Consider the following 14,678-nt stretch of genomic DNA (forward strand, 5'->3'; position numbering starts at 1 on the left):
TTTTTGAAAGGCTGCCCTGCGAATCACGCCGTACTTTCGCCGCAGCGCGTGGGCGCCCTGTCTTTCCAGGGCACTTTTCACCCCGGCAGAGAGTTGTTAGCTCTCAAATCGATACCACCGCCGCATGGGAATTTTGTGACTTCATTCCTTGACCCGTTCATCGCGTTCGTTTCGGCCCATGCCTGGCTTGCCTATCTGACGCTGTTTCTGGCCGCCCTGCTGGAAGCGGTTCCGGTGATCGGCTCCCTGGTACCGGGTTCGACCATCATCCTGGCGTTGAGCGCGCTGGTGCCGGGCGGGGAACTGAAGCTGCTCCCGGTGCTCGCCGCGGCGGCCGCCGGCGCGATGCTCGGCGACGGCACCGCCTATCTCATCGGCTACCGCAGCCAGCGCGAGATCCTGTCGGCCTGGCCGCTCTCCAACTATCCGCGGGTGGTGGCGCAGAGCGAGGCCTTCTTCAACCGCTGGGGCGTGCTTGCGGTGTTCTTCGCCCGCTTCGTGCCGCCGATCCGTGCCTTCGTGCCGATCACGGCCGGCGCGCTCGACATGCCGCCGGCCCGCTTCTATGCGGTCAACATCCCCGCGATCCTGCTCTGGGCGCCGGCGCATGTGCTGCCCGGCGTGCTGGCCGTGACCGCGCTGCACGACTATGCCGGCCTGCCGCATCATCAACATGTCGGCAAGCATCTCTGGATGTTTGCGGTGGCAGGTGGCGCCGTGATCCTGGCGCTGGCGATCTGGACCATCCGCCGCCGCCATGGCGGCGGCCTGATCGAACCGGCCAGGCCGGCAAAATAGCAGCTAAATACTATTGGTCGTACCGGCCCGCCCGGGTGCCGGACCGACATAGCGCGCGCGGGGCCGGATCAGCTTGCCATGCTGAAGCTGCTCGCTGGCATGCGCGATCCAGCCGACGCTGCGGGCCATCGCAAACAGCGCGAGCTCGCTGCCCGCGGGCATCCGCAGCGCATGCACCAGCACCGCCAGCGCGTAGTCGATGTTGACGAATTCGCCGGTCGCCTCCGCGATTCTGTCAGGCACTTCCCTGGTGAATTTGCGCGGCGCGCCGGCCCGCGTCAGGGCCTCGAGCAGCGAGATCGCGCGCGGATCGCCCTTCTTGTAGACGCCGTGCCCGAAGCCGGCGAAACGCTCGCCAAGCGCGACGCGCTCGCGAACCACCGGCGCAACGTCGTTGTCGAGCATCGTCTTGACGAGGCGCGAGGCGAGCACGCCGGCACCGCCATGCATCGGTCCCTTCAACGCGACGAGACCGGCGATGACAGCGTCGTACAGATTGAGCCCGGTCGATGCCGCGCAGCGCGCGGTGAAGGTCGACGCATTCAGTTCGTGATCGGCGAGCAGCACCAGCGCGCGGCGGATCAGGTCGGGCGCGTGCTTGTTGTCAGGCGTCCAGACCCGCGCCACCTGCTCGTGCAGCGGCTCGTTCGATGGCGCAGCGTTCAGCATGGTCGCGACCAGCAGCCGCAGGATGCGGCCGCCGACCATCGCGCGGCCGTCCGGCGCGCGGGTGAAGGCGCCGGGATCGGCACTTGCCGCCAGCGCCAGCACGGCGACCGTCCGGTCGATCGGCTGGGCGCGGCGCGCGGCCTCAGCGATGGCGCGCATTTCGTCCGAGACCTGCGGACAATTGTCCGGTGCGAACGGATCGACGCCGGCGACGTCCCACAGCAGCGTCGCGGTGTGCTCCAGCGTGTCGCGCTCGGCGAGATCGACGCAGTTGACGCCGCGATAGATCGGGCCCAGCTCGGTGATGGTCGCGATCGCCGAATCCATCACCGGCAGGTCGGCGTCGAAATTACGGAAGCCGCGCGGCTCCGGCGACGGCACGCGGCGCTCCTTCAGCCCCCTGATGTCCTCAGCGCGGTAGCGGTGGCTGCGCGAATCCGGCGACGGCTCGGAGCGGATCAGCCCGCGGCTGACATAGGCGTAGAGGGTCGCCGGCGAGATCGCGAGTTCGGCCGCGGCCTCCCGGGCGGAGAGATAGAGCTCGGCGGATTTTTTCATATTGATTTATATAATCAAGATTGATCAACTCGTCGAGAGGCCTGACCTTGAAGGGGTGAAGCAAGGAGATCAGGCCATGAATATGCATCTCACCAAGAGCCAGATCGGTCTGGACGGCGTTCCCGCCGCCGAGACCGTGTTGAGCCATGTCGACGGCGAGCGCGGCGAGTTGATCATCGCCGGCGAGCACGTCGCCGACCTCGCGGGCAAGTCGAGCTTCGAGGGCGTCACCGCGCGGCTGTGGAACGGCGCCACCGGCAAGGCGCTGAGCGAAGCCAATGTCCGCGCCAGCCTTGGCGCCGCCCGCGAACGCGCCTTCGCCCGGTTGCCGGACCTGCTGCCGGCGACGCGCGGCATGTCGATCGTCGACGGCTTCCGCGCGGCGATCGCCGGCCTTCGCGGCGAGAACGGGCTGGAGCACGAGGCGACCATCGTCGGCGCCTTCCCGGTGATCGCGGGCGCCCTGGTCCAGCACGCCAGAGGGCATGACCCGATCGCGCCGGACCCGAATGCCGGCCACGCCGCCGACACGCTGTGGATGCTGCTGGGCCGCAAGCCCGAGCCGCGCGAGGTCGCCGCGCTCGACGCCTATCTCGTCACCGTATGCGACCACGGCATGAATGCGTCGACCTTCACCACGCGGGTGATCGCGTCCACCCAGGCCGATCTGTTCGCGGCGATCACCGGCGGCTACTGCGCGCTGACCGGCCCACTGCATGGCGGCGCACCTGAGCCGGTGCTCGAGATGCTGGACGCGATCGGGACGCGCGAGCGCATCAAGCCCTGGGTCGACGGCGCGCTGGCGCACGGCGAACGGCTGATGGGGTTTGGTCACCGCGTCTATCGCGTGCGCGACCCGCGCGCCGACGTGCTGAAGGTCGCGATCGAGCGCCTCGAGGCCAGTGGTGCCGACCTGCCATTTGCCGCCGAGGTCGAGGCCTATATCCGCGAGGCGCTGCGGAAGAAGAATCCGGAGCGACCACTCGAGACCAATGTCGAGTTCTTCACCGCGATCCTGCTCGATGGGCTGGAAATCCCGCGGCAGGCGTTCACGCCAATCTTCGCGGTGGCCCGCGCCGCCGGCTGGACCGCGCACGCGCTTGAGCAGCGGCGCACCGGGCGGCTGATCCGGCCGAGCTCGTCCTATGTCGGGGCGATGCCGAAGGGGTGAGAGCTAACCGCGAACCCTAGCCCGGATGGAAGAGCCCGGATTGCGCTGCGCTTCATCCGGGCTACAAAACTGCACCGTTGGACGATGGCGGAGCCACATACTCCGCCGTCGTCCCGGCGAAGGCCGGGACCCATACGCCGCGGCCCATCGATGGGGCAATCGGGCAGACATCTTGTGCAAACGATAACGGCCGGTGGTTATGGGGCCCCTGCTCCGTGCGCAACTGCGCACTAGGCAGGGGCGACGAAGGCAAGACCTCAGGCCTCGCGCACCACGGTCTTCAGATAATTGTACGCCTTGATGATCTCGATCAGGCGATCCTCGGTGGAACGGTCGCCACCATTGGCGTCGGGATGGTGCTGCTTGACCAGCGCCTTGTACTTCGACTTGACGTCTTCGAGCGTCGCCTCGGCCCCTAACCCCATCACCTGCAGCGCCTTGCGCTCGGCGTTCATGACCTTGCGGGTCTCGGGCTTGGGCTCCGCGCCGCCCGGTCCGGGGCGCCAGCGGCCACGGCCGTTGAGCTCGGAGAACACGTGGAACGGATCGGAAGCGGCATCGAGACCGCTGTCGCCCTTCTTGCCGTTGTTGGCACCCATCTTCCAAGTCGGACGGTGGCCGGTCAGCGCGTCCTTCTGGTAGCGCGCGACGTCGTCAGGATTCATGCCCTGGAAGAAATTGTAGGACTGGTTGTACTCGCGGACGTGATCGAGACAGAAGTGCCAATACTCGCGCGAATTCTCGCGGCCTTTCGGGGCGCGGTGCGCGCCCTTGTTCTGGCAACCCGCCCACTCGCAGGTCACAGCCTGCTCGCCGGCCTGCGCCTGGCGCTTCGCACTCACCTTGGTCGGCTTGATGCGAATGGAGTCGAAGAATTTTGATGAATCGATCGGCATGTTCTCTTTGACTACGCAATGCACAAATCTTCAAGTCTTGACATTGCGCAGACCTCGTTTCCCGCTTGCACCATTGACGAAAAGCTGTCGCGAACCTAACTCCGCCGCCATGAACACCAAAGACGCTATCATAAACAAGTTGCGTGAAGCTTTCTTGCCGGAAAGCCTCGACGTGGTCGACGAGTCACATCTGCATGAGGGCCACGCCGGCCACAGGCCAGGCGGAGAGACGCATTTCCGGGTATATATTGTGTCTCCGGCCTTCGAAGGGAAGAGCCGGATCGAACGCCATCGCATGATAAATGCGACGCTGGCGGAGGAACTCGCCGGCTCGGTGCATGCGCTGGCGATCCACGCCCACGGCCCCGGGGAAAAGCCGCGCTAGTTCGCGCTTGCCTCAAGACGAAGCGGTGGTTTTCCTTTATGAGAACAGGATGGACCTGCTCCATAGGCGAGCAGGTGAAACCACGGATTGCACCGCCACGCATGATATGGGGCCATTGATGATCCCTTGCTGGCCACGTTTCCGGTCGATCGTCACCGCCGCCGGCCTGCTCCTGATCAGCGCGATGCGCCCGGCCTCGGCGCTGGACATGCCGAGCCCGTTCGTCCAGGAGGTGCTGATCAAGAGCATCCTGGTGTCGCTCAATGATGCGGTGGCCGCCAACAATTTCACCGTGTTCCATGCCAAGATCTCAAAGCCGTTCCGCGACCAGTTTCCGCCCGACAAGCTCAAGACCATCTTCAAGGATCTGGTCGACAAGCATGCGGTGTTCGACGCCGTGGTGGCCAAGCCGATCGTGCTCGATGAGGACGCCAAGGTCGACGACAAGGGCGTGCTGCGGCTGAAGGGGCATTTCGACACCACGCCCAAGCAGGTGAAGTATCAGCTCGGCTTCATCCCCTCCGACGGCGCCTGGAAGCTGTCGGGTATCTCGATCGATATCGAGTAGCGAGGCACATCCATCAGACCCGTCATCCTGAGGAGCGCGCAGCGCGTCTCGAAGGATGCACGGCCCGGCCGATGGCCGTCGACCCTTCGAGACGCGCTACGCGCTCCTCCAGCGACAACGGCGAAGCCGTTGCGCGGGGGTGACGGTGATAGGGTCGAGTTGCGCTTGCCGCCCAGCCCTAGAATGCCGTCCCCGCCCGCTTCGGCTTCTTCTCGTCCAGTTCGGTCTCGCGCGGGACGGCGACGATGCGCAGCGCGGTGATGCGGTTGCGCTCGCGGCGGAGCACGCGGAAGCGGAAGCCGTGGAAGGTGAAGCTCTGGCCGCGCTCCGGGATCGAGCGCGCCTCGTGGATCACGAGGCCGGCGACCGTGGTCGCCTCCTCGTCCGGCAGGCGCCAGTCCATCGCACGGTTGAGATCGCGGATCGGCACCGAGCCGTCGACCACGACCGAGCCGTCCGGCTGGGCGCGCACGCCGGCAACGACGACGTCGTGCTCGTCGGAGATGTCGCCGACGATCTCCTCCAGGATGTCCTCCAGCGTCACCATGCCTTCGACCTCGCCATATTCGTCGACCACGAGCGCGAAGTGGGTCTTGCGGCGGCGGAACGCCTTCAGCTGTTCGGAGACCGGACGCATCTCCGGCACGAACCAGGGCGGCAGCGCGATCGCGGTGGCATCGATCGCGGACATGTCGCCGTCGTTGGCGCGCATCGCGCGCAGCAGGTCCTTGGCGTGCAGCACGCCGACGATGTTCTCCGGCTTCTCCCGCCACAGCGGGATGCGGGTATATTCGCTCGCCAGCACCTCGCGCACCAGTTCCTCGGGCGGCAGGTCGGCGTTGACCATGGTCATCTCGGTACGATGGACCATGACGTCGGAGACCTGCAGTTCGCTGAGATCCAGCAACCCGCCGAGCATGTCGCGGTCCTGCTTCTCGACCTTGCCCTCGTGATGCAACAGATCGACCGCACCGCGCAGACGTTCGGTCGGCGACAGCACCGCCTGATGCGCCCCGACCTTGATGCCGAGCAGCTTCATCAGCGCCAGCACGATGGTCTCGATGATGGTGAGCAGCGGCCCCAGCACGAAGATCGTCAGCCGCATCGGCCGCGCGACCAACAGCGAGATGCGGTCGGGCGCGTTGATCGCGATGGTCTTGGGCAGCACCTCGGCGAACACCACGACCATCACGGTCATGACAGCGGTGGCGTAGAGCACGCCGACGTCGCCGAACCAGGCGGTGAACACGCCGGTCGCCAGCGCCGAGGCGCCGATATTGGCGATGTTGTTGCCGAGCAGCAGCGCGCCGATCATGCGCTCGCGCATGTTGAACAGCTTCGACACCACACCGGCATCGGTGTTGCCCTGCTTCGACAGCCGCAGCATGCTGGCGCGCGAGGCGCCGGTCAGCGCCGTCTCACTCGCCGCGAAGAACGCCGAGATGAAGAGACAGAGCAGCACGATCGAGAAGGTGAACCATCCCACTGAATTGATCCGTGGTTAGAGCATGATCCGGAAACATGTGCAGCGGTTTTCCGAAAAGATCATGCTCAAATCAAAAAGAATAGAGTGGGATGACGATCCGAAGAGTTCATCCCGCTCTAGGCCTTCAGCTTGGCTTGCAGGAAGTCGCGCACCGGCTGCGGCTCGACATTGTTGGCGATCACGGCGCGGCCGACGGCCTCCAGCAGGATGAAGGTGAGCTTGCCGCGCTTGACCTTCTTGTCCTGCGCCATCAGCGCCAGGAGCGCGTCGGCGTCGGCAAGACCTTCCTGCGCGAAGCCTGCGATATCCTGCAGGCGCGTCGGCAATCCGACCGCGGACAGATGACGCGCGATGCGCCCCGCATCGTCGGACGAGATCATGCCGAGCTGCGCCGAGAATTCCGCCGCCAGCACCATGCCGACCGCGACGCCCTCGCCGTGGAACAGTCGGTCCGAAAAGCCGGTTGCGGCTTCCAGCGCATGGCCGAAGGTATGGCCGAGATTGAGCAGCGCCCGCTCGCCGGTCTCGCGCTCGTCACGGGACACAACGCCGGCCTTGGCACGGCAGGAAGTTGCGATCGCGTGCTCGCGCCCGGCGCCGCCGGCGAAGATGTCGGCATGGTTCTTCTCGAGCCAGGCGAAGAAGGCCTCGTCACCGAGGATGCCGTATTTCGCGACCTCGGCGTAGCCGGCGCGGAACTGGCGCGGCGACAGCGTGTCGAGCACCGAGGTGTCGGCGATGACCAGCACCGGCTGGTGGAACGCGCCGATCAGGTTCTTGCCCTGCGACGAGTTGATGCCGGTCTTGCCGCCGACGGAGGAATCGACCTGCGCCAGCAGCGAGGTCGGCACCTGCACGAAATCGACGCCGCGGCGCAGGATCGCGGCCGCGAAGCCCGCGAGATCGCCGACCACGCCGCCGCCGAGCGCGATCACGAGGTCATTGCGCTCGATCTTCGCCGCGATCAGCGCTTCGCTGACCTCGGTCAGCGTGGCATAGCTCTTCGAACCCTCGCCCTCCTCGACGACGATCCGCGACGTCGGCACGCCGGCCGCTGCGAGCGACGCCTCGGTCGGCTCCAGCCAGTGCTTGGCGACGGTGCGGTCAGTGACAATGGCGGTACGCACGCCGGGCCGCAGCGCCGCGACACGCTCGCCGAGCGACTGCAACACGCCGCGGCCGATGACGATGTCATAGGCGCGGTCGCCGAGCGCGACGTCGACGGTAACGGAGGCGGAGTGTTTCAAGGGCGCAGTCATGAGGTCGCGTTCAATCCATCAGATGGTGGCTCGTCGGCCGGGCGCGCACCGCACAGATGCGCATGCAGGGCCTCGAGGCATTCGTCGACGATGCGGTCGTGCGGCACGTCGCGCGAGGCAATCGTCAAATCGGCGGTGCCGTAGACCGGCTCGCGCTCGCTGAGCAGGCGGTTGACGGTCGCCTCGGGGTCGGGGGTGTGCAACAGCGGGCGGTCGGCGCGGCGGCGCACCCGGCGCATGATGATATCACTGTCGGCCTTGAGCCAGATCGAGATCGCGCGGTCGCGGATCCGGTTGCGGGTCTCCTCGCGCATGAAGGCGCCGCCGCCGGTCGCCAGCACGATCGGGCCGTTATCGAGGATGCGGGCGATCACCCGCGCCTCGCCGTCGCGGAAATAGGGCTCGCCGTGAGTCTCGAAGATCTCCGGGATCGTCATCCGCGCCGCCGCCTCGATCTCGGTGTCGGCATCGGCGAACGGCAGCTTGAGCCGCGCCGCCACCCGCCGGCCGATGGTCGACTTGCCGGCCCCCATCATGCCGACCAGCACGATCGACCGCGTCCCCAGCACGGCCGCGATGTCGGCCTCCAGGGTCGGGTGGGTGGGCGCCGGTACGGCTGCGTCGGACATCAAAAAGCTCGGATATTGGGACGAATTGTTCGGAATTCGAGCCACCTATACTACCCCCGGCGACACCCTTACCAGCGACTCTTGCAACCGCGCGGGGAACATGTTGGATGATTTCATTGGTTAATTCGCCGCCCGAGTCGCCTCCATGCCCAGCCTGTTCCGCTTCCTGACGGTCGTCGCCGTGATTTTCGGGATCGGCTACGGCATCGTCTTCGCGCTGGCGAATTTCGTGCACCCGAAACCGCGGGAAATGACGGTGACCATCCCACCGGATAAGTTCCTCAAGAAATAGGCGCTATGATTCTGGCATGCCCGCTGCTGCCAAACATCCCGCCAAGACCCTCGCCAAGTCCTCCGACGCCAAACTGACCGCGTTGTTCCTCGACATGCTCGCCGCGGAACAGGGCGCCGGCGCCAACACGCTCGACGCCTACCGGCGCGACCTCACCGACTTCTCCGACTACCTCGGCCATGCCGGCGCCGACTTCACGAGCGCCGACACCGAGACGCTGCGCGGCTACCTCGCCGACCTCGATACCCGCGGCTTCAAGTCGACCAGCGTGGCGCGGCGGCTGTCGGCGATGCGGCATCTCTACCGCTTCCTGCTCAACGAGCGGGTCCGCAGCGACGATCCGGCCGCGATCCTGTCCGGCCCGAAGCGCGGCCGCGGCCTACCCAAGGTGCTGTCGATCGCCGACGTCGACCGCATGCTGACCCGGGCCAAGGAGCTGACCCAGACCGACGTCTCGCCGGCGCAGCGGCTGCGCGCGCTGCGGCTCTACTGCCTGCTCGAGGTGCTCTACGCCACCGGCCTGCGCGTCTCCGAGCTGGTGTCGCTGCCGGTCTCCGCGGCGCGGCGCGATGCGCGAATGATCGTGGTGCGCGGCAAGGGCAACAAGGAACGGCTGGTGCCGCTGAACGACGCCTCGCGCCAGGCGATGGCGGACTATCTCGCCGCGCTGGAGGTGATGCAGCCGAAGGCGAAGAAGGCCGCGCCGTCGAAATGGCTGTTTCCGTCCTCCGGCGAGAGCGGTCATCTGACCCGGCAGCATTTCGCCCGCGACCTGAAGGAGCTCGCGGGCGCCTCCGGCCTTGCGCCGCGGTTGGTCTCCCCGCACGTGCTGCGTCATGCGTTTGCCAGCCATCTGCTGCACAATGGCGCGGACCTGCGCATCGTCCAGACCCTGCTCGGCCACACCGACATCTCGACCACCCAGATCTACACCCATGTGGTCGAGGAGCGGCTGAAGAGCCTGGTCCGCGACCTGCATCCGTTGGCGGAGAAATCGTAGCGGACCGTAGCCCGGATGAAGCGCAGCGAAATCCGGGATTGGTATTTCCGCCGATATAGCTTCCCGGATTGCGCTTCGCTCCATCCGGGCTACGAGCAATCCGCCTTGACTTCCGCTTCGTCTCCGCAGAAAGAGCGTCACCTGCTTGCGATCCCGAAGCGTGCATTCCACCCGGATGCGCGTTAACCGTTTGAAGTTACAAAGCTTCTCTTTCCGACGCCGAAACCGCTTCGCCCCTCGCACCGTTCCTCCCTATATTGAGTTGATGCCCGACCCGATGCGCAGCTATCTCGACTTCGAAAAACCCGTCGCCGAGCTTGAATCCAAGATCGACGAGTTGCGTGCGCTTGCCGCGAGCGGCAGCGACATCGGCGACGAGGTCGCGCGGATCGAGGACAAGGCGGCGCAGGCGCTCACCGAGCTCTATTCCAATCTGACGCCGTGGCAGAAGACGCTGGTGGCGCGGCATCCGCAGCGGCCGCACTTCACCGATTTCATCGGCGGCCTGATCACCGAATTCACGCCGATGGCCGGCGACCGCAAATTCGCCGACGACGAGGCCCTGGTCGGCGGCTTCGGCCGCTTCCGCGGCGAGAGCATCTGCGTGGTCGGCCAGGAAAAGGGCGCCACCACCGAGAGCCGCATCAAGCACAATTTCGGCATGGCGCGCCCCGAAGGCTACCGCAAGGCGGTGCGCCTGATGGAAATGGCCGACCGGTTCGGCATCCCTGTGCTGTCGATCGTCGATTCCGCCGGCGCCTATCCCGGCATCGGCGCCGAAGAGCGCGGCCAGGCCGAGGCGATCGCCCGCTCGACCGACGCCTGCCTGTCGCTCGGCGTGCCCAATGTCGCGATCGTCACCGGCGAAGGCATGTCGGGCGGCGCCATCGCCATCACCACGGCGAACCGCGTCCTGATGATGGAGCACGCGATCTACAGCGTGATCTCGCCGGAGGCGGCATCCTCGATCCTGTGGCGCGACGGCACCAAGGCGCAGGAAGCCGCCAACAGCATGAAGATCACCGCCCAGGACATGCTGCGCTTCGGCGTGATCGACCAGATCCTGAAGGAGCCCTCGGGCGGCGCGCATCGCGACCCCGCCGCGATGATCGCGACCACGGGCGATGCCATCGCCCAGGCGCTCAACGACCTACGAAATCTTGATCCGGACGCGATTCGCAAACAGCGGCGACAGAAGTTTCTCGACATCGGCCGCAAGCTCGGCTGAGGCGCCCAAACGGCCCGATTTTTCGCCCAAATCGACCAATTTTGCCCTAATTGGGCCCCGAGCCGGGTCTTTAACATTCCTTGAACCATGCCTGCTACCGTGAGGGCTGTCCGCCCCGGTTCAGGTTGCGAGCAGGGGTCGTCGAAGGCTAATATTTTAGACAATGGCTTCAGGGCATATTCGCCGTGTTGGGGTCGCGAAAATCGCCCGGTGGGTGTGGAGCTCGGACTTGACTCATCGCACGCTCGTACGCGCGCTTCTGACCTCGGCGGTCCTCGCCGCAGGCGTCATGCTCGCCGGTTGTGACAGCGACCAGATCTCGCTCGCGCAAAACGCCAAGGCCAACCAGCCGGTCCCGCCAAAGCTCGTCGCTGCCATGACCGAAAAGGACATGGACATGCAGTCGCCGATCCTGGTGCGGCTGTTCAAGCAGGAGGCCGAGCTCGAGGTCTGGAAGCAAAACCGCTCCGGCCAGTTCGCGCTGCTCAAGACCTATCCGATCTGCCGCTGGTCGGGCGATCTCGGTCCGAAGGTCCGCGAGGGCGACCGCCAGGCACCCGAAGGGTTCTACTCGATCAACCCGAGCCAGATGAACCCGCAATCGGCCTATTACTTGTCGTTCAACACCGGTTATCCCAACGCCTTCGACAAGGCGTTCGGCCGCACCGGCTCGCAGCTGATGGTGCATGGCGACTGTTCCTCGCGCGGCTGCTACGCGATGACCGACGAGCAGATCGCGGAAATCTATTCGCTCGGCCGCGAATCCTTCTTCGGCGGCCAGAAGGCGTTCCAGCTGCAGGCCTATCCGTTCCGGATGACGCCGGTGAACATGGCCAAGCACCGCAACAATCCGAACATGCCGTTCTGGAAGATGATCAAGGAAGGCTACGATCATTTCGAGGTGACGAAGCAGGAGCCGAGGGTCGATTTCTGCGAGAAGAAGTACGTGTTCGACGCGGTGAAGGCGCCGGGCGCGACACGCGATCCGGTGTTCGACGCCTCTGCGAAGTGCCCGGCCTATGTGATCCCCGAGGAGATCGCGAGCGCCGTGCACGAGAAGGAGCAGAAGGACGCCGCCGAGACCGCCAAGCTGGTGTCCAAGGGTACGCCCGTTGCGCGCCTCAACACCGGCATCGACGGCGGCATGAACGCGATCTTCGCCTCGAAGATTCCGGAAGGAAACACCGGCCTCTCCGAAGGCGGCGACAGCCAGGCGCTGGCGTCGATGTCGCTGGCACGCGCGCCCGGCACGATCCCCGGTACGGTCAATCCGCCGAAGCCCAATCTCGCGGTCCAGCAGGAAGAGCCGGTCGTGGCGACAACGTCGTCCACCACGCCGTCGGCCAGCACCCGCGTTGCCTCGGCGAACGCGTCAGACAAATCCGCCTCTGACAAATCCACCTCTGACAAATCCGAAGGCTTCTTCTCCAGCTTCGCGCGCAAGGTCGGCATCGGCGGCACCGCCGACGCCAGCAAGACGACCGCGCCGCCGGCTCCGGCCGCTGCCGCACCGGCCAAGCCGAAGGTCGCCGAGGCCAAGCCGCAATCGGTGGTTCGCGTCGCCCCCAAGGCTGAGCCGAAGCAGGCCGCCAAACCCGCGCCGAAGCCGCAGGTCACCACCGCCGCAGCCGCGCCGGCCCCGACGTCGTCGACCCAACTCGCCGGCTCCGCGCCTGTGGTGCAGACCAACTCGTTCGACACCCGCTTCTCGGCGGTGAAGTAGCAAGGGCGGCACCTACGCGCCGCCGGTCGTTTGCGATAAGCATTTCAAGCAGCTCACAGTGTCGTCCCTGCCTGGTGCGCAATTGCGGTCTGTTGTGCGCCGCCGCCGCAAATATTGTCGTCGTCCTGGCGAAAGCCAGGACCCATAACCACCGAACTTGATCGTGAATGGGATCGTGGCCCCAGCGTCGCGCAATAACTCTCATTTGGGGTAATGGGTCCTGGCTTTCGCCAGGACGACACTGAATGTGTGGCGCTGTCTGTGAGTCACACCGCGACGTTCTCGCGACATGATTTGCCCGAGCTTTGCTCTTCTTTCCGCCGGGTGCCGATCGCACCCAGGGCGTCAGTACCGCGCGCAGACGCCTCGTCGCTGCCGCACCGCCAGCTCGCAGGTTCGAACACCACGCTCCGTCACCTTCGCGTGCGCGCTGACCGTTACATCCCGTGGCTTTCGAAAACCTTCTTGCAGCTTGTGCTCAGGCTGGCCCGCTTCATCTGCAGGCAGTTCTGCACGGCGCCGTCATTGCCGAGGTCCTTGCGGCAGAAACGCTGGGCATCGCGCGAACATGCGTTCTGTTCCGATGGCGTACCGGAATGCTGCGCCAACGCGGCACCGCTGCTCATCACGGCAGCCGCAACAAGAGCTGCAATCGAAATATAGCGCATTGTGACTTCCTCCCGCGGCCTAAAGCGCGATGTGATTAGGTTGAATCGTCATCGCGCTTTAGCTCTTTGTTTGAGCATGATCTTTTCGGAAAACCGCTTCGCACTTTTCCGGATCATGCTTTAACGGGCAGCCGGGGCGCTTCGTTCCTTTGGGAACTCGGATTCCACCCTACTTCGGCCGCGGGTCCTCGAGCCCCTTGCCGGGATCTTCCAGATGCCCGGTGCGCGCGAGGTCGACGGCGGCGCCGAGCGCCAGCGCGACATTGCGCACCTGTTCCTGGAAGGCCCTGTCGTCGTCGAGATCGCGATGCGACATCGCATAGGGCTTCATGTAGCCGACATAGCCATCGATCTCGGCCCTGCCGCCGGCCGAGATCAACTCCATGTCGGTGAGCCAGTCCGCAAGAAAGCGACGGCAGGTTTCCGCACCGACGCTGTCGCCGTGGACCACGATGCCGAAATGCCGGCCGCGCAAATGCTTGGGGTATGGCCAGCCCTTGAGTTCGAGCGCCTTGGCTTCGCTCGCGGTCTTGCCGTGGGTTGAGGTCGGATCGGGATTGCCGCCATCGGCGCAGACCAGGCGATCGATCATCGCCTTGAGCCCGGTCGGCGTCTGGTACCAGTTGACCGGCGAGATGATCATGATGCCGTGCGCGCGCACCCACAGCGGATAGATCTCGTTCATCCAGTCGTCGGTTTGCCCGAGCGAGTAGTTCGGATAGCAGCTGCACGGCCAGTGGCAGAGCGCCATCGAGGTGGAGACGCAGGACTTGCAGGGATGAATCTCCCTGCCGAACTCGGACGTCAGCCGCGACAGATCGAGCACATCGACCGCGAGGCCCATCTCGCGAAAGGCGGCCTCCGCGATCTCGACCAAGCGCCAGCTTTTCGACATCTCGCCGGGACACGTATGTTCGCTGCGCGAGGAGCCGTTGATCAGCAGGATATGCGGCGCCTCGTTTGGATCGTCGTGCCTGCGCTGCGCTTCATCGATGGCATCGCGCGCGGACAGCCAATCGACCGCGAGATCATAGTCGGGATCGGCAAAGCCGGGGCCGGCCTTGCGGGTAACCGGCGCCTTGCGCGAATGACGATAGGCGTCCCAGGCGCCGGCGATGATCGTCGCAAGCTCCGTCTGCATGGATTGAAAGACCGGATCGGCAAATCGCATCCGGTAGCGCCGCTCGAATTCATCGCGCGAAAGCTTGACCGGCGGCATCCCCTTGCGAACGTCCGGCTCCGTCATCGACACCTCTCCCTGAGAACAGCCATCGCCCGCCGTGCATCCCGGTTGGCGCGCGAAGCCTCGGGATGAAGCCTCGGAATTGAGCCTTGGGATCAGGTCGAG

At 65.5% G+C, this 14,678-nt stretch carries 15 protein-coding genes; 8 read left to right on the forward strand and 7 right to left on the reverse strand.

Annotated elements, in window-relative coordinates; translation table 11 throughout:
* Window positions 1-135 precede the first annotated feature (135 nt).
* On the forward strand, window positions 136-798 hold the full coding sequence (locus XI02_RS43825; protein ID WP_069280504.1) for a DedA family protein: 663 nt from the start codon (window positions 136-138) through the stop codon (window positions 796-798).
* Window positions 799-801: 3 nt separating this feature from the next.
* Here XI02_RS43825 and XI02_RS43830 read toward each other — a convergent pair whose 3' ends face one another.
* The gene (locus XI02_RS43830) at window positions 802-2,025 is read right to left on the reverse strand and encodes a citrate synthase family protein (RefSeq protein WP_194483344.1); all 1,224 of its coding nucleotides are present in this window, start codon (window positions 2,023-2,025) and stop codon (window positions 802-804) included.
* A gap of 76 nt (window positions 2,026-2,101) precedes the next feature.
* On the opposite strand from XI02_RS43830, the gene XI02_RS43835 reads away from it, so the two are divergent.
* Window positions 2,102-3,196, forward strand: a complete 1,095-nt coding sequence (locus XI02_RS43835) for a citrate synthase/methylcitrate synthase (protein ID WP_172646382.1) — start codon at window positions 2,102-2,104, stop codon at window positions 3,194-3,196.
* Between the two features lie 257 nt (window positions 3,197-3,453).
* On the opposite strand, the gene XI02_RS43840 is transcribed toward XI02_RS43835, so the two are convergent.
* A complete protein-coding gene (locus XI02_RS43840) occupies window positions 3,454-4,092 on the reverse strand; it encodes a J domain-containing protein (RefSeq protein WP_016843555.1) in 639 nt (212 codons plus the stop codon).
* A gap of 109 nt (window positions 4,093-4,201) precedes the next feature.
* On the opposite strand from XI02_RS43840, the gene XI02_RS43845 reads away from it, so the two are divergent.
* Together XI02_RS43845 and XI02_RS43850 are read left to right on the forward strand one after the other, a co-directional pair.
* Window positions 4,202-4,477 (forward strand): BolA family transcriptional regulator, encoded by a 276-nt coding sequence (locus XI02_RS43845; RefSeq protein WP_172646381.1) that lies wholly within the window; start codon window positions 4,202-4,204, stop codon window positions 4,475-4,477.
* A 118-nt stretch (window positions 4,478-4,595) separates the two neighbouring features.
* Window positions 4,596-5,045, forward strand: coding sequence for a hypothetical protein (locus tag XI02_RS43850; protein WP_069280507.1), 450 nt, complete (start codon window positions 4,596-4,598; stop codon window positions 5,043-5,045).
* 178 nt (window positions 5,046-5,223) lie between these two features.
* On the opposite strand, the gene XI02_RS43855 is transcribed toward XI02_RS43850, so the two are convergent.
* The 3 genes from XI02_RS43855 to XI02_RS43865 all read right to left on the reverse strand — a co-directional run bounded on the left by XI02_RS43855 (window position 5,224) and on the right by XI02_RS43865 (window position 8,419).
* Window positions 5,224-6,531, reverse strand: a complete 1,308-nt coding sequence (locus tag XI02_RS43855; RefSeq protein WP_016843558.1) for an HlyC/CorC family transporter — start codon at window positions 6,529-6,531, stop codon at window positions 5,224-5,226.
* A gap of 116 nt (window positions 6,532-6,647) precedes the next feature.
* Window positions 6,648-7,790: a 3-dehydroquinate synthase gene (aroB, locus tag XI02_RS43860; RefSeq protein ID WP_172646380.1), complete on the reverse strand. Its 1,143-nt coding sequence runs from the start codon at window positions 7,788-7,790 to the stop codon at window positions 6,648-6,650.
* Window positions 7,787-8,419, reverse strand: a complete 633-nt coding sequence (locus XI02_RS43865; RefSeq protein ID WP_172646379.1) for a shikimate kinase — start codon at window positions 8,417-8,419, stop codon at window positions 7,787-7,789. Before XI02_RS43865 ends, aroB begins: the two co-directional genes overlap by 4 nt.
* Before the next feature lie 145 nt (window positions 8,420-8,564).
* Between XI02_RS43865 and XI02_RS43870 the strand changes: the two genes are divergently transcribed.
* The 4 genes from XI02_RS43870 (at window position 8,565) to XI02_RS43885 (ending at window position 12,662) form a co-directional block, all read left to right on the forward strand.
* Window positions 8,565-8,711: a hypothetical protein gene (locus XI02_RS43870; protein WP_016843561.1), complete on the forward strand. Its 147-nt coding sequence runs from the start codon at window positions 8,565-8,567 to the stop codon at window positions 8,709-8,711.
* A 16-nt stretch (window positions 8,712-8,727) separates the two neighbouring features.
* Window positions 8,728-9,711 carry a site-specific tyrosine recombinase XerD gene (gene xerD, locus XI02_RS43875; protein WP_172646378.1) on the forward strand — a complete coding sequence of 328 codons (984 nt, stop codon included), beginning with the start codon at window positions 8,728-8,730 and terminating at the stop codon, window positions 9,709-9,711.
* A 265-nt stretch (window positions 9,712-9,976) separates the two neighbouring features.
* Complete coding sequence (locus XI02_RS43880) at window positions 9,977-10,939, forward strand: acetyl-CoA carboxylase carboxyltransferase subunit alpha (protein WP_018269178.1); 963 nt, start codon at window positions 9,977-9,979, stop codon at window positions 10,937-10,939.
* A 229-nt stretch (window positions 10,940-11,168) separates the two neighbouring features.
* Complete coding sequence (locus tag XI02_RS43885) at window positions 11,169-12,662, forward strand: murein L,D-transpeptidase family protein (protein WP_172646377.1); 1,494 nt, start codon at window positions 11,169-11,171, stop codon at window positions 12,660-12,662.
* A gap of 437 nt (window positions 12,663-13,099) precedes the next feature.
* Here XI02_RS43885 and XI02_RS43890 read toward each other — a convergent pair whose 3' ends face one another.
* On the reverse strand, window positions 13,100-13,330 hold the full coding sequence (locus tag XI02_RS43890; protein WP_069280513.1) for a hypothetical protein: 231 nt from the start codon (window positions 13,328-13,330) through the stop codon (window positions 13,100-13,102).
* A 169-nt stretch (window positions 13,331-13,499) separates the two neighbouring features.
* Window positions 13,500-14,576, reverse strand: a complete 1,077-nt coding sequence (locus XI02_RS43895) for a flavodoxin family protein (protein ID WP_172646376.1) — start codon at window positions 14,574-14,576, stop codon at window positions 13,500-13,502.
* Window positions 14,577-14,678: the final 102 nt, after the last annotated feature.

This window comes from Bradyrhizobium sp. CCBAU 21365 (assembly GCF_015291305.1).
GTDB lineage: Bacteria > Pseudomonadota > Alphaproteobacteria > Rhizobiales > Xanthobacteraceae > Bradyrhizobium > Bradyrhizobium elkanii.